The 22,234-nt window shown below is 46.0% G+C and carries 19 protein-coding genes and 1 tRNA gene; 3 read left to right on the top strand and 17 right to left on the bottom strand.

Annotation, left to right across the window (positions count from 1 at the left end):
• Nucleotides 1-12: 12 nt before the first annotated feature.
• Complete coding sequence (locus HF638_RS20430; RefSeq protein ID WP_169481816.1) at nucleotides 13-2,190, bottom strand: RelA/SpoT family protein; 2,178 nt, start codon at nucleotides 2,188-2,190, stop codon at nucleotides 13-15.
• Between the two features lie 372 nt (nucleotides 2,191-2,562).
• On the opposite strand from HF638_RS20430, the gene uraA reads away from it, so the two are divergent.
• Nucleotides 2,563-3,879 (top strand): uracil permease, encoded by a 1,317-nt coding sequence (uraA, locus tag HF638_RS20425; RefSeq protein ID WP_169481815.1) that lies wholly within the window; start codon nucleotides 2,563-2,565, stop codon nucleotides 3,877-3,879.
• A gap of 157 nt (nucleotides 3,880-4,036) precedes the next feature.
• Here the strand turns inward: uraA and HF638_RS20420 are convergent, their stop codons facing one another.
• The 6 genes from HF638_RS20420 to HF638_RS20395 form a co-directional block, all read right to left on the bottom strand.
• On the bottom strand, nucleotides 4,037-4,552 hold the full coding sequence (locus HF638_RS20420) for an adenine phosphoribosyltransferase (protein ID WP_047844084.1): 516 nt from the start codon (nucleotides 4,550-4,552) through the stop codon (nucleotides 4,037-4,039).
• A gap of 37 nt (nucleotides 4,553-4,589) precedes the next feature.
• Nucleotides 4,590-6,998 (bottom strand): single-stranded-DNA-specific exonuclease RecJ, encoded by a 2,409-nt coding sequence (gene recJ, locus HF638_RS20415; protein ID WP_169481814.1) that lies wholly within the window; start codon nucleotides 6,996-6,998, stop codon nucleotides 4,590-4,592.
• A 40-nt stretch (nucleotides 6,999-7,038) separates the two neighbouring features.
• Nucleotides 7,039-7,998, bottom strand: a complete 960-nt coding sequence (locus tag HF638_RS20410; protein WP_169481813.1) for a cation diffusion facilitator family transporter — start codon at nucleotides 7,996-7,998, stop codon at nucleotides 7,039-7,041.
• 73 nt (nucleotides 7,999-8,071) lie between these two features.
• Nucleotides 8,072-8,980 (bottom strand): protein translocase subunit SecF, encoded by a 909-nt coding sequence (secF, locus tag HF638_RS20405; RefSeq protein ID WP_169481812.1) that lies wholly within the window; start codon nucleotides 8,978-8,980, stop codon nucleotides 8,072-8,074.
• Entirely contained in the window at nucleotides 8,970-10,220 is a 1,251-nt protein-coding gene (gene secD, locus HF638_RS20400; RefSeq protein WP_169481811.1) for a protein translocase subunit SecD, read from the bottom strand. Before secD ends, secF begins: the two co-directional genes overlap by 11 nt.
• Nucleotides 10,221-10,311: 91 nt before the next feature.
• The gene (locus tag HF638_RS20395; protein ID WP_036617497.1) at nucleotides 10,312-10,551 is read right to left on the bottom strand and encodes a post-transcriptional regulator; all 240 of its coding nucleotides are present in this window, start codon (nucleotides 10,549-10,551) and stop codon (nucleotides 10,312-10,314) included.
• A gap of 227 nt (nucleotides 10,552-10,778) precedes the next feature.
• Between HF638_RS20395 and spoVB the strand changes: the two genes are divergently transcribed.
• Nucleotides 10,779-12,401, top strand: coding sequence for a stage V sporulation protein B (gene spoVB / locus HF638_RS20390; RefSeq protein WP_169481810.1), 1,623 nt, complete (start codon nucleotides 10,779-10,781; stop codon nucleotides 12,399-12,401).
• A gap of 3 nt (nucleotides 12,402-12,404) precedes the next feature.
• Here spoVB and HF638_RS20385 read toward each other — a convergent pair whose 3' ends face one another.
• On the bottom strand, nucleotides 12,405-13,124 hold the full coding sequence (locus tag HF638_RS20385) for a YetF domain-containing protein (protein WP_169481941.1): 720 nt from the start codon (nucleotides 13,122-13,124) through the stop codon (nucleotides 12,405-12,407).
• Between the two features lie 226 nt (nucleotides 13,125-13,350).
• Between HF638_RS20385 and HF638_RS20380 the strand changes: the two genes are divergently transcribed.
• Nucleotides 13,351-13,743 (top strand): TIGR04086 family membrane protein, encoded by a 393-nt coding sequence (locus HF638_RS20380; RefSeq protein WP_017686772.1) that lies wholly within the window; start codon nucleotides 13,351-13,353, stop codon nucleotides 13,741-13,743.
• A 119-nt stretch (nucleotides 13,744-13,862) separates the two neighbouring features.
• Here the strand turns inward: HF638_RS20380 and yajC are convergent, their stop codons facing one another.
• The 9 genes from yajC to HF638_RS20335 form a co-directional block, all read right to left on the bottom strand.
• Nucleotides 13,863-14,174 carry a preprotein translocase subunit YajC gene (gene yajC, locus HF638_RS20375; RefSeq protein WP_036616875.1) on the bottom strand — a complete coding sequence of 104 codons (312 nt, stop codon included), beginning with the start codon at nucleotides 14,172-14,174 and terminating at the stop codon, nucleotides 13,863-13,865.
• A 68-nt stretch (nucleotides 14,175-14,242) separates the two neighbouring features.
• Nucleotides 14,243-15,379 (bottom strand): tRNA guanosine(34) transglycosylase Tgt, encoded by a 1,137-nt coding sequence (gene tgt / locus HF638_RS20370; RefSeq protein WP_036616872.1) that lies wholly within the window; start codon nucleotides 15,377-15,379, stop codon nucleotides 14,243-14,245.
• A gap of 85 nt (nucleotides 15,380-15,464) precedes the next feature.
• The gene (queA, locus tag HF638_RS20365) at nucleotides 15,465-16,493 is read right to left on the bottom strand and encodes a tRNA preQ1(34) S-adenosylmethionine ribosyltransferase-isomerase QueA (RefSeq protein ID WP_169481809.1); all 1,029 of its coding nucleotides are present in this window, start codon (nucleotides 16,491-16,493) and stop codon (nucleotides 15,465-15,467) included.
• A gap of 7 nt (nucleotides 16,494-16,500) precedes the next feature.
• Nucleotides 16,501-18,603, bottom strand: a complete 2,103-nt coding sequence (locus HF638_RS20360) for a SpoIID/LytB domain-containing protein (protein WP_211175715.1) — start codon at nucleotides 18,601-18,603, stop codon at nucleotides 16,501-16,503.
• 87 nt (nucleotides 18,604-18,690) lie between these two features.
• A complete protein-coding gene (gene ruvB / locus HF638_RS20355) occupies nucleotides 18,691-19,701 on the bottom strand; it encodes a Holliday junction branch migration DNA helicase RuvB (protein WP_169481807.1) in 1,011 nt (336 codons plus the stop codon).
• 55 nt (nucleotides 19,702-19,756) lie between these two features.
• Entirely contained in the window at nucleotides 19,757-20,371 is a 615-nt protein-coding gene (gene ruvA / locus HF638_RS20350) for a Holliday junction branch migration protein RuvA (protein ID WP_169481806.1), read from the bottom strand.
• Nucleotides 20,368-20,871, bottom strand: coding sequence for a crossover junction endodeoxyribonuclease RuvC (gene ruvC, locus HF638_RS20345; RefSeq protein ID WP_017686765.1), 504 nt, complete (start codon nucleotides 20,869-20,871; stop codon nucleotides 20,368-20,370). Before ruvC ends, ruvA begins: the two co-directional genes overlap by 4 nt.
• A gap of 310 nt (nucleotides 20,872-21,181) precedes the next feature.
• Nucleotides 21,182-21,874, bottom strand: coding sequence for a BofC C-terminal domain-containing protein (locus tag HF638_RS28915; protein ID WP_169481805.1), 693 nt, complete (start codon nucleotides 21,872-21,874; stop codon nucleotides 21,182-21,184).
• Nucleotides 21,875-22,079: 205 nt separating this feature from the next.
• Nucleotides 22,080-22,153, bottom strand: a tRNA-Pro gene (locus HF638_RS20335).
• Between the last annotated feature and the right edge of the window lie 81 nt (nucleotides 22,154-22,234).

The following is a 22,234-nucleotide window of genomic DNA, read 5'->3' as shown; positions in this document are numbered from 1 at the left end:
CTTACAGGCTCCTTACTGCATAATCCGATGCACAGAATAAACATCTTTCACCCGTTTGATCCGTTCTACAACGGAATGCAGATGATCCGTGTTGCGAATCAGAATGGTCACGTGCACCAATGCTAATTTATTTTTGTCTGTCCGTCCCGTAACGGCAGATATATTGGTTTTACTTTCGGAAACAGCCTGAAGTACCTCGTTGAGCAAGCCATTCCGATCATGGCCTGTGATCTCAATATCCACACTGTAGCTCGCTTCGATATTCTCTTCCCACTCGACCTCAATAACACGTGCTGCTTCTTCTCCGTCTGCACTTGTCGGGATATTCGGACAGTCACTACGGTGTACCGAAACGCCGCGGCCCCGTGTAACGTATCCGATAATGTCATCCCCAGGTACAGGATTACAGCATCGTGCGAATCGAACAAGCAGATTATCGATGCCTTTGACACGAATACCGTTGGTTGGTCGATTTCTACGCTCAGGTGCAGGTTTCAGCTCGCGCATCTCGGAATTCAATTCCAGCAAACTGGACTCTTCCTGCTCTTTACGCAGTTTTTCGGTTGCTTTGGTTACAATCTGTGCAGCAGTAATCCCACCGAATCCAACAGCCGCAAGCATGTCATCAATATCGTTAAACGCATATTTTTTGGCAGCTTCCATCAACTTGTCATCCGTCATCCACGCAGAAGGATCAAGCCCCATACGTTTCAGTTCACGCTCACAGCTCTCCCGACCTTTTTCAACGTTTTCTTCACGGCGTTCCTTCTTGAACCATTGCTTGATCTTTGCTCGTGCATGAGAAGATTTAGCAATTTTCATCCAGTCCTGGCTTGGTCCGTAAGAATGTTTGGACGTCAAAATTTCGATGATATCGCCTGTCTTCAGATGGTAATCAAGCGGAACAATTCGACCATTCACTTTGGCACCAATGGTGCGATTACCAACCTCCGTATGAATACGGTAAGCAAAATCCAAAGGAACAGAACCGATCGGCAATTCGATGACTTCTCCTTTGGGCGTAAATACAAATACCAGATCCGAGAAGAAATCCATTTTGAGTGATTCTACGAATTCCGAAGCATCCTGTGCTTCGTTTTGAAGTTCAAGAATTTCACGGAAGAACGTAATTTTATCTTCAAAATGATTTCCGTTCGCAGCGCCTTCTTTGTAAGCCCAGTGGGCAGCGATACCAAATTCAGCAGTCCGGTGCATATCCCATGTCCGAATCTGTACTTCCGTTGGTTCACCATTGGGACCGACTACCGTTGTATGCAGCGATTGATACATATTCGCCTTAGGCATTGCAATGTAGTCCTTAAAGCGTCCAGGCATCGGTTTCCATAGCGTGTGTATAATTCCCAGGGTAGCATAACAATCCTTGATATTATCCACAATAATACGGATGGCAAGCAGGTCGTAAATTTCGTTAAACTGCTTGTTTTTGGTGGTCATTTTCTTGAACACGCTGTAGATATGTTTCGGGCGGCCAGAAAGGTCTGCCTGAATTCCCATCTCATCGAGTTTGTTCGTAATTCCATCCATAACTGTATCAATATATTGCTCACGTTCCGCACGCTTTTTGTGCATCAGGTTTGCAATTCGGTAGTATTGCTGCGGATTCAAATAACGGAGGGCGATGTCCTCCATTTCCCATTTGATCGCAGAGATACCCAAACGGTTCGCAATCGGACAGAAAATTTCCAACGTCTCATATGAGATTCGGCGCTGGCTTTCTTCCGACTGAAACTTGAGTGTCCGCATATTATGCAGACGGTCAGCCAATTTAATCACGATGACACGGATGTCCTGCGCCATGGCGATGAACATTTTGCGGTAGTTCTCGTTCTGCTGTTCTTCCTTGGAGCGAAACTGAATACGTTCCAGCTTCGTCAAGCCGTCAACAAGCATGGCACACGTATTGCCGAAATGATTGCGGATCTCTTCAAGTGAGACCGTAGTATCTTCTACTACATCATGAAGAAGCGCTGCTATTATGGAGATGGTGTCCATCTGCATGTTCACAACAATGTCGGCAACCGCAAGCGGATGCAGAATATACGGTTCTCCCGATTTTCGCGTCTGTCCATGGTGGGCCTGATCAGCAAATTCGTAAGCTTCTCGTATGCGCACCAGATCGGGTTCTTTGATATATGCCCCGGCCTTCTCGAGTAATTGCTCTATGCCCATTCTGATCTGTTCCGTGTCCTTTCTATACCAAATGGAACCCGTGACAATGCTGCAACACAGGTTCCCCGTAAAAGTAATTTCCTATAATTATGACGCTTCGCCCGTTTCCCGTCAACTGCTGACGAATAAGAGCGCTTATCCAATTTTTATATTGGTGATCCGCATGACCTCTAAGCTGTTTTCCATGACGCACAGGTGATTGAATATATTTCTTCATTCTTATGTATTATTACCGTTATTTGCTGAAATAGAAGGAAATTTCATGAAAATATAAATTCCATCGCTCTGCTGCGTCAAATATGTTATTGCTTAATTAAGAGAAACTCTGTAATCTATTGAAAGTTTGTGTTTCGGAAAAGGAGATGAAATTCATTGCAACGCGAAATTCAGGTTAATCAAAAGATGCCACTTGGCTCGGGTTCACTGCTTAGCCTTCAGCATTTGTTCGCCATGTTTGGTAGCACAGTACTTGTACCGAACCTGTTCGGTGTCGATCCAAGTATGATCCTGCTGATGAACGGGATTGGGACACTGTTGTACATACTCATGTGTAAAGGTAAGATTCCAGCATATCTCGGATCAAGCTTTGCCTTTATTGCACCTGTCACAATGGTATTAAAACAACATCCAGAGAATGGCTACTCCATGGCACTTGGAGCTTTTATCATAACAGGACTTGTGTTCTGTCTCGTAGCCCTCATTATTAAATTTGCGGGTACCGGATGGATTAACGTAGTCTTTCCACCAGCGGTTATGGGCGCCATCGTTGCTCTGATCGGTCTGGAGCTTGTACCTGTTGCAGCTGGCATGGCAGGATTGATTAATTCTGATCCTGTAGCTAACCCGAACTGGGTGCCGCAGGCCAAACCCATTATTTTATCCATGGTCACGCTCGGTATCACTGTCATTGGGGCCGTAACGTTCCGTGGATTCCCCAAAATCATTCATATTCTAATCGGTATTGTAGTGGGTTATGTGCTTGGCTATTCTATGGGTCTGGTTGATAAAGCGGCTATTAGAACCGCTGATTTCATCTCACTTCCTACGGTAACAACGCCTACATTTGACTGGTCCGTTATTTTCACTATTTTACCTGTAGCGCTTGTAGTTATCGTTGAACATATTGGACATTTGCTTGTAACGAGCAGCATCGTAGGCAAAGATCTGTCGAAAGACCCTGGCCTCCATCGTTCCCTGCTTGGTAACGGCGTATCCACCATTCTGTCCGGGTTTGTAGGATCAACTCCCAATACAACCTATGGTGAGAACATCGGTGTTATGGCCCTGACTCGCGTATACTCCACATATGTCATTGGTGGCGCAGCGGTCATTGCAATCGTACTTTCCTTCTCAGGAACATTCTCGGCGCTTGTAGCCAACATTCCTGTGCCAGTTATGGGTGGTGTATCCCTGCTTCTGTTCGGGGTTATTGCAGCATCCGGTCTGCGTATTCTGGTTGAACAGAAAGTCGATTTTGCCAAACCGACCAATCTGTTGCTTACTACACTTGTATTGGTCATTGGACTGAGTGGTACAGAAGTTACTTTCTACGGCGTTCATCTGAAAGGGATGGCACTGGCAACCATCGTGGGAATCCTGATGAGCTTGTTGTTCAAACTGTTTGAAGTGCTGGGTTGGTTGAATGATGATTCAAAAAAACAGCCTATCACTGAAAAGACGCAACATTAATTCCATCGTATATACATCAAAAGCCTGTTCTTTCCAACCCTAACGGAGATGGAGAGAACAGGCTTTTTCGCAATCATTAATGCTGTATATTATTTCCCGGGAAAAGGGAAAAGCAATTCAGGTTTTAATCACAACACTCCAAGTGGAGATTTTAAACTTAGTAGTTCATCAATGTGAATACATCGATTTTCTCAGGCAATTTAGCACGACCATTCAGATCAGACAGCTCGATCAGGAATGCAGCACCGACAACGTTCCCACCCAATTGTTCAATCAAGTTGATGGAAGTTGCAATCGTTCCACCCGTTGCGAGCAGATCATCTGCGATCAAGACATTTTGACCTTTTTCAATCGCATCTGTGTGCATCGCGAGTGTATCTTTGCCATACTCGAGATCATAACCAACTTCAATCGTCTCTCCAGGCAGTTTTCCACTTTTACGAATCGGAGCAAAACCGACACCTAAAGCATATGCCAGAGGGGCGCCCACAACGAAACCACGTGCTTCAGGTCCAGCAATGACATCAATTTTGAGATCAGAAACCATCACTTTCAGTTCATTGATCGCCTTGCGGTACATTTCTCCATCTTTCAACAATGTTGTAATGTCCTTAAAGCTGATTCCCGGTTGTGGAAAGTCAGGGATGACACGAATATAATCTTTAAAATCCAAAATAATCTCCTCCTAAAATAAATACACAAACTTCCATCTAAGATACGCCCTTCATCCGGGATATCATCCATTGTGTCAGTTGCGGTGTGGCTGCATCCAGCATCACCTGTTCTATCTCAGCCATGTTTTCGATCGCCTGGTAGTGACGTGAAGCGGTTAGTTCACGCTTAGGTGGGTTATCCACAAACGCAATTTTGCCGTTATCACGGGAAATGAAGGATAACTCTTCGAATACATCCAACATCATCGTAATCATGCGCGGCGAACATCCACACTGACGACTGAGCACAGGAGTAATCTCTTGTTCCTCCACGGGTTCAGCTTTCCATTTTAACACCTGCATATAAATACGCTTAAAGAGATCTCTGGAAGGCATCTGAAGGCGATCTCGGCGGTTGCCTGATCCGTGTAGAAGGATGATATTTTCAGCTCTACTGAACAAAGCCAGCATGGCATCAAGTTGTTCCGGGGTTTCCGGCGTATCAAACACAAATAACGTCCGGACTTGTTCCTGTCCATAATGCTGTGCAGCAGCATTACACGGAAATAACCCGACCTTTCTATCATATACCCAAAGGCAAGGTTCATACAATGAATTTCCCTCGGAAACGTCTGTTTCTTTCCGAACAATAGCGCCAACAGAACCTGATTTGTATCGCAGATGCACCTCAAGTGAGCTCAAGAAATGCTTCATCGCATTCAATGGCTCCGCATTACCGCGCAAATCAAATACTTGGACCTGAGGAACATGAATGTCCTGAAGCATCAATTGAGGTTTTCTCATCCCATTCCATTCATTGATGGACAGTTCTCCCATCACATCAATAACGGAACCTGGGAGAAGGAACTCTGCTAACGCTCCCTTACCAAAAGCCACCGTTTCCAGTTGCTGACCATCTTGCTCCAGAACCAATTTCAGATGACGTTTCTCTCGACCCATCGTTCTGGTTTCCTTCACAGTCACACTTCTAAACACAAACCTTGGCGAAGGATTACTCATCCCGAAAGGCTGAAGTCTGTCAATCTCCTGGATCACTTTCAGCGGAACATCACTGATTCTGCATTCATCATCTGCAAGACGCTGAGGTACAAAGTCCTCTTCGGTCAACACCGTTGCAGCAAACTCATTCAAGCCAGCCTCAAGTTCCTCCAGCTGATCCCGATGCAGGGTCATACCTGCTGCAGCAGGATGTCCCCCGTAATGGTCCATGGTGTGTTTATTGACTGTGAGCGCCTGATAGATATCCAAGCCCTCAATGGAGCGTGCAGAGCCTTTGCAGACACCGCTCTCCGGATCGATCCCAAGAATAAGTGTAGGTCGGTAATAGCGGTCCAGCAATTTGGAAGCCACAATACCAACCACTCCAACATTCCAGCCCTCACCAGCCAATACGATTACATCTGGAACGGATCCTGAACGAAGCTGTATCTTTTGTTCCAACTGTGCCGTTGCTTCTTGTAATATGCCCTCAACGACTTGCTGCCGCTCCCGATTCAATAGATCGAGCTGGCCGGCAAGCGTATGAGCTTCATCCAGATTCTCGGTGGTGAGAAGCGACACTGCTCTCCCGGCATGATCCAACCGTCCACTGGCATTAATACGCGGTGCCATAGCAAAGGCAATATTAATCGAAGTCACCTGACTCTGATCCACACCACTGATTTCAAGCAATGCACTTACACCCGGAAGACGTGAACCACGCATAGATTCTATTCCATAACTGACGATAACCCGATTCTCACCTTCCAAAGGCATCAGATCGGCTACAGTGCCAATAGCGGCAATCTCCATCCATTCACCGGGCACTTCCCCGATCAATGCCTGAGCCAGCTTCAAGGCTACCCCCGCTCCTGCCAAACCTTTAAAAGGATACGGACATCCCGGAAGTTTTGGATTGATAAGTGTAAAGGCTTCGGGCAAAACATCAGGCGGTTCGTGGTGGTCTGTCACAATGACTTCGATACCCAGTGTTGCCGCATAGGCAATCTGTTCAACAGCACTGATTCCGGTGTCCACGGTAATAATCAATGAAACGCCTTGTTGATGGGCCCAATCCAACGCATGGTTGTGTAACCCATACCCTTCATTCGAGCGATGAGGAATGTATATATCGTACGAAGCCCCAAGATGACGCATCAAATGGATCATCAGCGATGTACTGGATACGCCATCAGCGTCATAATCCCCGTAGATTAAAATGTGTTCTTCCCGCTCCAAAGCCAGCTTGATTCGAGGCACTGCTTCATTCATGCCCAGTAGCAGATAGGGATCATGCATCTGATTCAGATCAGGATGCAAAAAACGTTCTGCCTCCTTCTCATTGTGCACTCCTCGACTCACAAGCAAACGTCCAACAAGGGGTGAAACGGAAAGCGCCTGCGAGAGTCCCGCAGCCGCCTCCAAATCGATATTCGGTGTATTCCACCGGTATTGCGAATAAAGCAATGATAACGCTCCTTTCCTGATCTACTGGACCCGCGCTTCACTACTGAATTAATGTCGCTTCGTGATCGGGCAGTTCATGATTGGATTTATAGGGATAACCTGGATCATAAGGTATCGCTTGAATCTGTACTTCTTTCACATGACTGAAACGGGTTAGCAGTAGTGTCTTGGCCCGATTCGCAATTTCCTGTGCTTCCAATATTGAAATCCTTGGATTCACACTAATGACCAGCTCAATCGTAACGTCATGTTCCTGTTCACGTGCGACCAAATGCTCGATCGTAATGATGCCATACACCCGCTGTACTGTCTCTTTGAAATCGGACGCTTCTTCTTGCTCCAGTTCCTGAACGAGTGAACCATAGACTGTGTCCACAATCATTCGGTAACCCTTGTGAAGTACAAAACAGGAAGCAATCAATGCAGCCGTGGGGTCCAAGTAGAGCAGCATGCTCAAGCCCGTCTCTTCACCAGCCATCGAACCGATAATACCGATTAATACGGTAAGCGAGCAATAGAGTGCACGCCGATGTTGCTGTGCATAGGCCAGCGCCTGAGACTGATTTCGTTTACGGAAATATCTGTACTGAAATTGAAAAATTGCTTCCTTCACAGCCAGAGCCGCAACAGCCACCAAAAGTACTGACTTGCCAGGTGCTGCCGGTTCACTTCCGGAGAGACTACCCAATGCAGAGATGGCAAGCTGCAATCCACCCATGAGGATCAGGACAGATAACAATACTGAAATTCCCGGTCTGGCAACACGTGAATGTTCTCTAAACCGTTCCCTGCGAGCCTTGCTCTTATGGCGTACAGACTTGGAGGGAAAGAGACCAGCCAGGGCAGAACCAGCTTCAGAAGCAGAATACAAGCCGTCAGCGAGCAATGATTTGCTGTTTGCCATATAACCGACTCCCGCTTTGATCACCGCAAGTCCCATATTACCAGCAATACCGCTCCATGTGGCAGCATGAGCCGATGGGATATGTTCTCTGGTCATGAATATTCCCCCTTAATTCTGTACATAAAGTTGCAAAACCGCGCCTGGCAGACGCGGCTTCACAATAAGATGTTTAGTTAGATTCTTTAGCTACTGTTTTTGGCTTATCCACTTGTTTACCTTTGAGCATCAGCCATAGTGGGGCAGCGATATAGATTGAAGAATATGCGCCGAACAGTGTTCCGATAACCATTGCAAGTGAGAACATGCGAATGGATTCTCCACCGAATATGAACAAACAGATTGAAGCTGCAAACACGGTAAATGTTGTATTCAGGGAACGTGTCATCGTTTGAGCCAAACTGCGATTGACTACCTCACGCAAGTCGGCTTTGGTTGTCTTTTTGGCAAAACGCAGATTCTCACGAATCCGGTCAAAGATAACGATGGTATCGTTGATCGAGAACCCGACAATGGTCAATACTGCGGTAATAAAGGTCAGATCCACTTCCAAACGGAAGATGGAGAACACACTTATTACGACAAATGCATCATGGAAGAGTGCGATAACCGCAGCCAAACCAAAGCGCCACTCGAATCGGATCGCAACATAGATCATGATCCCGATACTTGCAATGAGTACCGCGTAGATCGCGTTGCGTTCCAATTCTTTGGCCATCTCCGGATCAACCGTATTTACTTCATAGGAAGCAGATGCATCCAGTTTAGTAAATTCTTCTTTAAATTTGCTCTCTTGGGTCTCATCCAGTTCATTGGAGAAACGAACGTTTACACGGTCAGCCCCCGGTGTAATGGTAACATCACCCTCATCAACACCGATGTCCTTAACGATAGGTTTAATCTGCTCCGCTGTGATTGCTTTGGATACCGAGATATCCACATTCGATCCAGCACGGAAATCAACCGCATAATTCAAACCCAAAGCCAGAATGCTAATGATCCCCGTAATCGTCAGAATAATCGAGAAGATATAGGCAATCTTACTGCCTTTAATATAATCAAAATTCCAATTAAAGCGCACGAATTTCACTCTCCTTCACTCCGAAGTACTTAGGCTTCTTCAACACGTTACCCCGTACAAGCAGGGTCAACAGGAAGCGGGAGAAGAAAATATTCGTGATAATACTGGTGACAATGTCAAAAATCAGCACGAGTGCAAACCCTTTAACCGCACCTGTACCCAAGAAGAACATAACAGCCGCAGCAATAATGGTTGTGATGTTGGAGTCGATGATTGTCCGGAAGGAATGCTTGCTTCCCGCTTTAACGGAAGACAAGATCGACTTACCACTGCGCATTTCTTCTTTAATCCGTTCGTACGTGATGATATTGGCATCGACCGCCATACCTATACCCAGGATGAACGCCGCAATACCTGGAAGGGTAAGTACGAATTCTCCCATGTAGAAGATCGCAAGTACCAGCCACGTATGTGTGATCAAGGCAAAACTCGCAATAATACCAGGAATGCGATAAAGCCCAATCATGAACACCAGAATAATAACGGAACCAATTAATCCTGCTTTAATGGTCTGATCCAGAGAAAGCTTACCAAGTGTTGCACCAACACTTTGTGAATACTTCTCTGTAAGTTTCAGTGGCAATGCACCCAAGTTAATGGTGTCACGAAGCTGGTTTGCTTCGTCACGTGTGTAGGCACCCGAAATCTGAGCCGAACCATCTGTCAACTGTTGTCTAACGGTTGGAGCAGAGAGCAACTCATCGTCCAAATAAATAGCAAGAGGTTGTCCGATCAAACGTTTGGTAATCTCGGAAAATTTGGCTTTGTCTTTCACTTGAATGTCAATCATCGGCTCATTCAATTGAGTGAATACAACTTTGGCTGCATTCTCAACAAATTCATTTCCGCGAAGTTCGATTTTGGTGTATTCGCCTTCCTTGTCATTCTCAGCTTTACTACGGAAGGTCAAAACTGCTGGTTCTTTCATTTTGGCCCTAACTTCAGCCTCGTCCGTTACCCCTGCCAACTTCAATCGAATCCGGTTGCTTCCTTCAGTGGTTACCTCCGGTTCGCTTGTTCCGAGCGCATTGGCGCGGCTTTCAAGACTCTTGGCCGTTTGCACCAGTGACGCTTTGGTGACTTGTTGTCCCTCATCGAGCGGCTCTGCTTCATATAAGATCTCGTAGCCTCCCTTTAAATCAAGGCCCAAGCGTATATTTTTGAGCAGCTCCGGGCTTGTTCCCACCATTACCCCTGTGGTGACAAGCACGACCAGAATGAAACTGATAATTCTTTTCATGCCGTTCCTAGATCCCCTTTCGTTCTCAATATTCCTATTATAGCGATGCCGTAAAAAGCAGTCAATTTTCAACAAAAAAGATCCCTTTCGTCTAGAAAGAGGACCCCCGGTATGCAGACACGGTCATAAAGTTCATAAAGCTTGTTGCTTTCAGTGACAAAATGTCGTTCACCAGCTGGTGAAGCGGTGGGATGCCCTGTTTTTCATATTTATGACTGACGCAATTCCAGACATCTTTGCTGGTGACATATTCGTAACCGACAAGCCTTAATTCCTCCGCCTTGCTACGGCAGAGCATCTCTATTGACTGTTCCAACTCCACATCATTCATTTCTTCCAACGGGGAGCCTCCCTTCGTACATCCAAGCCTTTATGCGGCATCAATATTACATCATTCGACTTCGCCTGATCATATTCCTTCTTGCTGGTTATGGTTCTTTTTGTTAATCGTGTCCAAGTTGTCATGAGAAGATGAAGGACTGGCATAGGATGAAGTACAACGGCTTTGTCCCGTTTATGATGATAACCTGTACTTTCAACCGGGAAAGAGGGGTAGTCTTGAAGAAACAGACATTTATCCAGGGGGCCATGATCCTGCTCGCGGCAGGCATAGTTAATCGAATACTTGGTTTCATCCCCCGCATAGCGCTGCCACGAGTCATCGGTGCAGAAGGTGTTGGCATCTACCAATTGAGCTATCCCTTTTTTATCGTACTGGTGACATTAATTACGGGTGGTATTCCGCTAGCAGTAGCCAAGCTCGTAGCCGAAGCTGACACCGGTGCCAATCGTTATTCCCCCCAGCGCATCCTGCAAATAAGCTTAAGCTTCACGCTGACGCTGGGTGTAGTATTCATGTTTTTGTGCATTATATTTGCACCATGGGTTACCAAGTACGTGCTCACAGATGAACGGGTGTACCATACGTTCGTTAGTATGAGCCCCATGATTACCATTATCGCGGTATCTGCCGTCTACAGAGGGTACTTCCAAGGCAAGCAAAATATGATGCCTACTGCCATTTCATCCATTGTTGAAACCATCATTCGCATCGTCTGTGTCATCTGGTTTGCCTGGCTTCTCCTCCCCCACGGTATTGCACAGGCGGCTGCAGGTGCCATGCTGGGCGCACTCGTTGGAGAATTCGGCGGTATGCTTGTACTCTTGTGGAAGTATAACAGGCAGAAGAATGAGTTGCCGCTAGGTAATCATCAGAATATGTCCAATCTCTCAAGCAAGCCTATAACCACAGGAACCCCAGTTATGAAAGATACAGATACTACGCAGACCGGATTAATTCGGCGTTTGCTTGCGATTTCTGTTCCCGTTACGGCAGGTCGATTGGTTGGCTCTCTCTCCTATCTGGCTGAAACCATTGTCACTGCCCAGAGTCTTGCTCTGGCAGGCATATCCAAAGGACTTGCCACAGCACAGTATGGTGCACTACAAGGTATGATTATCCCTTTACTGCTGCTGCCAGGAGCACTAACCTCATCTCTTGCGACATCACTTGTACCTTCACTGTCCGAAGCTTCTGCTCAGGGAGATCGCGCACTGATTCACAAAAGAATGCATCAGGCATTACGTTTGGCACTCGTGACAGGTGCTCCGTTTTCTGTGTTTATGTATGTGCTTGCCGAACCGATGTGTCTTGTTCTGTATAATGATGCATCGATCGGAAGCATGCTTAAGCTAATGGCTCCTTTTGCTTTGTTCATTTATATTCAAGCCCCTCTTCAAGCTGCATTGCAAGCCCTTGACCGTCCAGGCAAAGCACTGCTAAATACATTTATCGGTGCTGTTATCAAAATCACGTTGATTTTAACGCTCGCTTCCCGGCCCGAGTATGGCATCTTCGGTGCAGTTATCGCGATCTGTGTGAATTCTACTGTCGTTACCCTATTACATGCCCAAAGCGTACGTAAAATGCTACAGTTCCGCTTCAAGATCATGGATTGGGTCAAAACGGGAGCCGGAATGTTTATTATGGGAGCAGCAACCCTGCTTGTATACGAAGAGACTGCCATGATTTTGCCTTTCTGGGTCCGAATGCTTCTCGCTCCTTTCGTTGGCCTCATCGTTTATTTCATCGTTATGGGCTGGACCAAGATGATTGACTTCCATGATCTGTCCCGTGCTCCTTTTATAGGTTCATGGTTCAAACGTCGGTCAAGCAAATGATGTTCACTTTTTATCATCTTTTGGACTTACATACACCTTGCCATTGTGATCGATAGAACATATAAACACATCTTTGAAATCCATAATTCCGTTGTGCTGAATTTGATTTTTTAGCCAAAATCTCGTTTTCTGAATGAGTTCCAGATTCTGATCTTGGACCTTGCCGTCCATAATTAAGGGCAGTGGCAGACCTTCATATTTGATATTGGGGAATCCATCAATCTGATTTTTTCCTGCTTTGGATTTACTGGAAGAAGACCCTTCTGAGTCAGAGTCAGAAGAACTGCTACTGCTGCCATTAGAATCATTCTGATCTTTAGGAAACACGGTCAGCTTACCTGTAGTCTCCAAAATGGCGAAATCAACTTCGCCAATACTATCTACATTCTGTTCACGAAGCTGTAACAACAGATCATCCAGGTTATATCGCTGTTTGCGCATCTCATCCCGATGAAGAACGCCTTTGGATATCAATACGGTAGGTTTGCCATCAATCATTAAGCGCAGTCTCCGACTTTTCAAACCGACAAAGGCCATTCCGATTTGCACGATGATGACCGTCAGCATGGGTGCAATCCCATGAGACAAAGGTTTATCTATATCTTCAATGACAAAGGCAGCCATCTCCGCGAGCATAATCGACACGACCAGATCAAACATGGATAGCTTACCGATCTCACGTTTACCCATAACCCGAATAGCACAGTACACAAGAAAGTACATGAGAATGGTTCGAAAGATATGTGCTCCGACATCTGGGAAGTTCACAATAGGGGTCCTCCTTCGAAACTGAGTTTTTGACAGTTAGCTGTAGTGCAATCCCTATTTTGACCTGAACCTTACATGCTCATGCAGAAATAATCCGTTCATTTAATGGAAATCAGTTCATAAGTCCGAAGGCTTGACCATACACTGTATTAACTTATAACTTGTACAAGGGGGTTGCTTCATGCAATTGATCCGCCGCTTGGTTTCGTTTCGAGTGTCCAATCCGATTCTGTCAGGCCTCTGTCAGGCTTTTGTATGGATGTTTATCGGAGCATTAATTCTCTCCTTGTTTCTCTGGATGAGCGGAATGCGGGAACAGGACCTCTCGTTGTATACCTATGTTGTTCATGGCTTGTCGTTATTGGTTGGTGGTTTCGTGGCAGGCAAACGCTCTGGTGAAAAAGGATGGTACTACGGAGGGATTACCGGAATCGTATATGGACTCCTTGTACTGTTGATCGGATTTCTCGCGTTGGATGCTTCGTTTAATTGGAAAGATAGTTTGCAACTACTCAGTGCTTTCTTCATCTCAGCTCTCGGTGGCATGTTTGGCGTTAACACACATCGTTCCTGATTGACCGGTGAGTACATCGACCTTCCCTCATAAAAAAAAGAGAACCGATCTCCAGGGAGACCGGTTCTCTACTAAGGAATACGCCACAAACGCACCCTCGTTATTCTATGTTACAGTAACTATTCAACAGCCGTATCACGAGCTACAGCCGTGCTGATTGCATTACGGTCAAATGTAAGCTTAGTTACATCGTTTACACGCAATACAACCACATCGTCCGTAATCTCAGCGATCGTACCGTGAAGGCCACCAATCGTTACAATTTTATCGCCTTTTTTCAATTGGCTCAGCATGGAATTCCGTTGCTTTTGCTTTTTGTTCTGTGGACGAATCATTAAGAAGTAGAAAATCGCAACCATGAGTACTAAAGGTACAATCAAAGATACGATCCCACCGCCTTGCGCTCCTGCTAGAGGCATTCCTTGAAACATTCAAAACTCCCCCTTATCGACTATACATACAGATATTGCTTGTTACGCCGGTTTCCTTTAAATCTCAATCAGAAACCTTTGTCATTGTCATGAAGACCATATTGATCGAAAAATTCATCCCGGAAATCAAGCAAACGATCTTCCATAATGGCTTTACGTACATTACGCATCAAATTCTGCAAGAAATGAAGATTATGGATTGTCGTCAAACGCAGGCCAAATGTTTCATCTGCTTTGATCAAATGACGCAGGTAAGCTCTGGAATAGTTGCGACAAGTGTAGCAATCACATTCAGGGTCAAGAGGCCCAAAATCAGTTGCAAACTTGGCATTACGAACTACCAGACGTCCTTGACTGGTCATTGTTGTTCCGTTACGGGCAATCCGAGTAGGCAGAACACAATCGAACATGTCCACTCCACGAATTGATCCCTCAATCAATGCATCGGGCGAACCTACCCCCATCAAATAACGTGGTTTATTGGATGGCAACAAAGGTAACGTGTAATCCAATACACCATACATCAAATGTTTCGGTTCTCCAACACTCAGTCCACCAATAGCATACCCCGGGAAATCCATGGAAGTCAAATCTGCGGCGCTCTGACGGCGAAGATCTTCATGCATGCCTCCCTGTACGATGGCAAACAAACCTTGATCATGCGGACGAGCGTGACTTTCGAGACAACGTTCTGCCCAGCGGCTCGTTCTTTCGAGTGATTTTTTGACATATTCATATTCAGCCGGATACGGTGGGCATTCATCAAACGCCATCATAATATCGGAGCCAAGTGCATTCTGGATTTCCATCGCCACTTCAGGAGAAAGGAACTTCTTGTCTCCGTTCAGATGGGAGCGGAAGTTAACGCCTTCTTCCGTAATTTTGCGCATCTCGCTGAGAGAAAACACTTGGAATCCGCCGCTGTCCGTCAAAATTGGACGATCCCAGTTCATGAACTTGTGCAATCCGCCAGCTTCACGAATAATTTCATGTCCTGGTCTTAGAAACAGATGATACGTATTACTCAAGATAATCTGAGCATCCATTTCTTTCAATTCTTCAGGGCTCATTGTTTTGACAGTCGCCTGTGTACCTACAGGCATAAAGGTCGGTGTCTCAATGATACCGTGAGGTGTATGTACACGTCCCAGACGTGCACCGGACTGTTTACAAGTTTTGATATGTTCATACGTAATTGCTGCCATTGGTTTTAATCATCCTCTAAAAGTTAATCGTTATACTAATGAAGCAATTTCATAATACCTTTATTAGTGAGTTATGAAATTGCTTCTAATATATCAACATGGCATCGCCGAAGCTGAAGAAGCGGTATTGCTCTTGAATGGCTTCCTCATATGCCTGCATAATATGTTCCCTGCCTGCAAGTGCACTAACCAACATCACCAACGTGGATTTCGGAAGATGAAAATTCGTAAGCATCCCATCGATCACTTTAAAGGAGTAGCCTGGATAGATGAAAATGCTGGTCCATCCGCTGCTCGCTTGCAGTAATCCATCCTCGAATTTGCTCCCTACCGTTTCCAAAGTACGGCAGCTCGTTGTCCCAACCGCAAAAACGCGGTGTCCATTCTCTTTGGTCTGGTTAATCAGGTCTGCTGTTTCTTGTGACAAGGAGTAATACTCCTCATGCATGACATGATCTTCTACAACATCTACAGACATCGGTCTGAATGTTCCCAGTCCTACATGAAGCGTGATGAAGGCGACATTAACGCCTTTGGCACGAATCTGATCCAACAATTCATCCGTAAAATGTAGTCCCGCCGTAGGTGCAGCCGCTGATCCTTCATGCTTGGCATACACGGTCTGATACCGTTCGCGGTCATCCAATGTCTCTTTGATATAAGGTGGCAACGGCATCTCGCCCAAACGGTCCAGAATCTCCTGGAAGATTCCATTATACGTGAACGTGAGTGTACGTGCCCCCATCTCGCCTTCTTCTTCAATGATCGCTTTCAGTTCATCACCGAATACGATGACCGAACCGGCTTTCAGTTTTTTACCCGGCTTAACCAGTGCTTCCCACTTGTCGCCTTCCACATTTTTAAGCAATAACACTTCCGCTTTTGCTCCGGTATCTTCTTTTGTACCGAACAGACGGGCTGGAAGAACACGGGTATCATTCAGAATCAATGTATCGCCAGACTCCAGAAAGTCGATGATATCAGGAAATGTTTGATGATTAATCTCACCACTATCTTTGTTCAAGGTAAGCAATCGGGATGCCGTGCGATCAAGCAGCGGCGTCTGTGCAATCAATTGCTCTGGTAATTCAAAATCATATAAGTTCACATTCATTTTAGTTTCATTCCTTAACAATAGTCGCATTTTGATAATAGTGTTTCAATATTGCCTGGTAATCATACCCTTCATCTGCCATACCTTTGGCTCCCCATTGGGACAAGCCCAATCCGTGGCCATTACCCTGACCGATGAACATGTAGGTCTGACCCTGCGTTACAGCTCTCGCTTGACCATCACCACTCATAACCACAAGTGCATTACCGGATGACGTTCCTGTACCAGAGGAAGACAATACAGAGGCCCCATTTGAGCCGGTTTTACTGGCTGTTTTGCCGTCAGCGCCTAATACAGTATAACTTCCGGTCCCTGCAATATCAAATAAAGTGCTCGGTAATCCACCCAACGCAGAGCGGTAGGTATCGGCATATTTCACCGTCATAGCCTGTCCGTTGGCAGTGACTTCAAGTGCTCTTCCGGAAGGTCCACGCTTGGTTACTTCCAAGGTTGAGATTGAAGCAGGAACAGATGCTGTTGTTTTACCCTGAAGAGATTTAACCAACTGAGCTGACGTGAAAGGTCCTCTCACCCAGGCATAGTCGTTGGATTGAGCCACTTTTGCCAGTACAACAGCTTCGTTACCTGGATTCATTTTGGCTACAGGTTCAACGGTGGATTGAATTAACGGAATGGCACGCACATTGGTATTCTGAGCCGTTACCGTCACTTTGGCCAGTCCCGCATTGGTCTTTGTCGTTAATTCTTTGATGTTATCCTCACGAATGTACCCGCTAACGCCTGAACTGAGCATCACATGGTACCACGTATGTAATCCTGCCTGGGCCGATGTATCCCCTGAGCTAACCACATTGGTGAACACACCTGCTCCGCCGTTCCATACCTCGGAAGGATGAGCCGTTTGTCCGCCCGCGTTGGAGGAGAACACAGCTTCGATGATTTTACCACCGCTCTTGACCACTTCTCCAGCCGTTGCATCTACTGCGCTGGTTACTTTATCATTCTCCGAACCAATCCCGTTATAGGCTTGGCTGAGCGTCGTATCCACGACATTCGCTATTTTGAAACGTTCACCCTGTTGAAGCGCGTAGGATCGAGCAGCTACGGCTTGGACTTTCAGAGCCTCAGCAGGCCAGGAGGAATACACCTCTGCCCCTACGACAGAGTACAGGTATTGCTCCAGTGGAACGACGTTGACCAACGCCAGATCACCGCTCACGATGCTGATTTCCATATCTCCACGATACGTTCGCTCGGAACGCTCCACCACTTTGATACCATTGCTATTTCCTTGTACCAATGCTTTGGAATCAGTACCTGCAAGGGTGTAATGCGGAGCTGTTTTCAGTGCATCCGTACTTAATCCTGCATCCTGACGGATGATGAGCCCTGCGCTATTGTTGACAGGTGAAAGACTTACCCCCGGAGCTTTGGCTTCCACACTTTTCTTCAATGTGGATAATTCCGCATCCGTTGAAGCTTCACCCACCCATACTGCATATGCTTGACTTCCCCCACTTAGTTGAAGGACTGGATAGGCACTAACTCCTGTTGATAAAAGGTTGGCTTGAGCTGCCTCTGCTTCCTGAATCGAACCATAGGTTCCAGCAGACAGGCGTTTACTTCCCGTTACAGCTGGCTTTTGACCAGCCAATTGAGCTGCTGCTACCTTTTGTATCCGTGTAACAGCTTGTCCAGCAAGTGCCTCCGTTGCATAGTTACCAGTGTAGAGCTGGTAGATCGCATTTCCATTCAAAGAGGTTGTGAACAGCAACGGCTTATCCGCGGTTGCCTGCAACAATTTTGCTGCTGCAGATGCTGCCTTAAAGTCCGCTGTTTCCAACACCTTCACTCGGAATCCATCTGTACTGAAACGGACTTGTCCTGCCGGAAGGCTTACATTTGCGCCACTCTCCGATTGAATGCTCCATTGTCCCGTCGATTCAAGCGTAATGAGTGGTGTAGTTGATTTATACGTACTACCCAGATTCGCAAACATGGCTACCCGGATCGTCTGTCCATCATTTCCTGCTGCATACGCAGGCACTTGCAGACAACCCACTGTCAAAAGAGCTGCCGCCAGTACCTTCAATCGACGACTCCACTTCTTCGTTCGTATTGCTTTTCCCACAATCAGACTCCTCTCCATGCATTTCTTTCATTTTATATCGGATTAACACGTAATTATTTCAATGTTTATGGTGAACGTTCAAATGAGCATGTTCAACAGGTTCGATTATTTCCCGTCTCTTGGTGGAACAGGTAGACCCAAGTGATGATAAGCGAGATCTGTTACGACCCTGCCCCTTGGTGTACGCTGAATCATACCAATCTGAAGCAGATATGGTTCATAGACATCCTCGATGGTCTGACTTTCTTCACCGATCGTAGCGGCAATTGTATCTAGGCCTACCGGGCCTCCCCGGAAGCTGTTGATCATCGACTTGAGCATCTTATGATCAATGTCATCCAAGCCACGTGGATCGATCTGGAGACGTTGTAGCGCTTCTTCCGCCAGTGTCTGCGTTATAATTCCATCACCACGTACCTGTGCAAAGTCACGTACTCGTTTTAACAAACGGTTCGCTATCCTCGGTGTCCCACGTGAGCGCAATGCAATCTCTTCCGCAGCATCTCCCACAATCTCCACACCCAAAATTTCTGTAGAGCGTGAGACGATGTAAGCCAGCTCATCAACCGTATAGAATTCCAAGCGACTGATAACACCAAATCGGTCTCGAAGTGGCGCAGACAGCAAGCCAGCGCGCGTTGTAGCCCCAATCAGAGTGAATGGCGGCAGATCCAACCGAACGGAACGTGCACTTGGACCTTTACCAATCATAATGTCCAATGCGGAATCTTCCATAGCGGGGTACATGACTTCTTCAACCGTACGATGCAAACGATGAATCTCATCAATAAACAGGACATCGCCTTCCTGCAGATTGGTTAACAATGCTGCCAGATCACCCGGGCGTTCAATGGCCGGGCCTGACGTAGTTCGTAAATTAACGCCCAATTCGTTGGCAATGATATTGGCAAGTGTTGTTTTACCAAGTCCAGGTGGTCCATATAACAAAACGTGATCCAATGCCTCATTACGAAATTTGGCAGCTTCAATATATATCTTTAAATTTTCCTTCACCTGATTCTGCCCGATATATTCATTCAGATACCGGGGACGAAGGCTCAACTCAACATTCTGGTCCTCCATCATCAGGTTCGCGGAAATAATCCGATCATCCATGTTCATCCCTACCTTTTTTTGCAGGCTACAGCTAGATTATAATATGCAAATTGTATTATCCCGTAAACAGCATTTGCAGCGCCTTTTTCATCAACACATCAACGGAATCCGCTGTAGTAACATCCTTTTTCATTTTGAGCCATACTTTATCAAGCTCACTGTCAGTATACCCAAGTGCCTTGAGACCTTCACGTGCCTCATCCCAGGCTGAACCACTTCCCGACTCTTCCGATGGAGGAGCGAACAAACCTGTTGCATAAGCTGCCGTGCCAAAACTATCCAGCTTATCCTTGAGATCCAGGATCATGCGTTGTGCAGTCTTCTTGCCGATGCCTGGCAATTTGGTCAAGAACGTAAGATTCTCCTGGTAAATCGCCGTAACCACATGTTCTGGTGTACCTCCAGCGAGTATGCCCAGCGCTACTTTTGGACCGATACCAGATACTTCAATCAGTTTACGGAACAAACGCTGTTCATCTCGTGTAACAAATCCAAACAGCAACATCGCATCCTCACGCACATGATGGTGGGTGTACACCGTAATTTCGCCTTCTTGCTTCGCAAACGCAAATGGATTCGGACAGAATACACGATACCCTACACCATGAACATCCAGCACAATATAATCATTCTCTACATGAATGAACTGTCCTCTTAGAAAATCAATCATTTTCGCAATACCTCATTCAACTTGGAATTTAATGTATAAGAGTGTGCGTGGCACACAGCTACAGCCAATGCATCCGCTACGTCATCCGGCTTAGGTACGACTTGAAGACGCAAGAACATTTTAACCATCTCCTGTACTTGCTTCTTCTCTGCTTTACCGTACCCAACAACGGCCTGCTTGATCTGCATTGGCGTATACTCTGCAATAGGCAAACCCTTCTGCGCGGCAGCGAGTACCATAACTCCTCTGGCCTGACTGACAGACATCGCTGTTGTAACGTTCCGATTGAAAAAAAGTTTCTCCAGCGCTACTGCGTCCGGTTTGTATTTATCAATCAATTGCACCATACCTTCATATACGTGAAGCAACCGTTCCTCTTCAGGGGTATGAGCTTCCGTCTGAATACATCCATATTGTACGGGTACCACCTTACTGCCGATTTTATCCACAAAACCAAAACCAACAATCGCAATCCCCGGGTCAATTCCCAAAAAACGCAAAACCATCTCTCCCTCACAAAAGCGAACATATGTATCGTTCATTTCATTATAACAAAAGATAGACCCTGCGGCAGGAAAAACTTTGTCTAACCGATTACTCGTCTTTATTCGTGAATTTTTTACATGTTTATACGTATTTTCATGTATTTCAGTTCAAACGACAAAAAGGACATCTCTTCGATGTCCTTCATCACATTCCACATATTTTGGGGTCTATCCCTTAGTTTCGCAACCCCAAACAATGTTATTGCTATACCCACCATCTTATCAGTACTTCAGCATCTTAATGCTTTAGGTGAGGACTATTGGATTACCCGCCATTGCGGATTAGATGATGGTCTTCATCCACTGCATAGTCACTGAACGTAGAGATTACGCTATCATATTCATCCTTGTCCTGAATCCGAATGCCCTGCTGCAATTGCTCCAGTACGCCTTCAGGCAAAGAACTCTCCAACGTCCCAACATCCAATTGAAAGAATGTACGAATGACCTTCTCTTCTGCTGGCTTACCCTCATACAAATTAAGGTTCCCTACAGCATCTATGCTGATGTACGCCTGCTGTTTACAAAGTGGTGAAAGGTCATCTATACGTTGCTTCAGATGCAGTTCATCTGATGTTCCAACGTTAGCATCCCATTCCGGATGCTGAGCCAGCAGCATCTTCAACTGTGGTCTAGCCATCTTGCCTAACTGCTCTGTCTCCACTCCGCAGATGTACTGTGTTTCCAAAACTACACTCGTTAAATGATCCGGATCAGCATCAAGTTGCTCTACTAGCGCCTGAATCTCCTGTTCAGATCTTGTTTCCTGCGTAACAGGTCCCATCACACTGGTTGCCTCACTGAAATTAGTCGTCAGCAAACGTTCAATCGTAGATGAGATAGGCAAACCGCTATAAGCCAATATGGTAACTGCAAGTAAAGCCACAGTCATCCATAATGTTCGTTTCCACCGTCGCCAGCGTCTCTTGAATTGTTTTCTGAAGTTAAACGTGTTCACATGAACCCCTTCTATCACTTTTTAAACCTATTGTGACCTAAATAACGGGGCTTTATGCAAAACTAACTCGTCGTCTGAAGAGGGGAACCCGCACGTGTTATGTTAGTGCGCATATTGTGATAGTATCCGACTTGTAATGATCGTAACTTATAAAGATAAACATAAAAAAGTACTATCTAATTATATAGATAGTACTTTTTCGAGATCGGGATGACACGATTTGAACATGCGACCCCCTGGTCCCAAACCAGGTGCTCTACCAAGCTGAGCTACATCCCGTTATATATACCGGCGAGAGGACTCGAACCTCCACGGTTTCCCACTCGATTTTGAGTCGAGCGCGTCTGCCATTCCGCCACG

The sequence above is a fragment of the Paenibacillus sp. SZ31 genome, assembly GCF_012912005.1.
Lineage (GTDB): Bacteria > Bacillota > Bacilli > Paenibacillales > Paenibacillaceae > Paenibacillus.
Note: the sequence above shows the minus strand (reverse complement) of the source record. Positions and strands in the feature narration are given on the sequence as shown.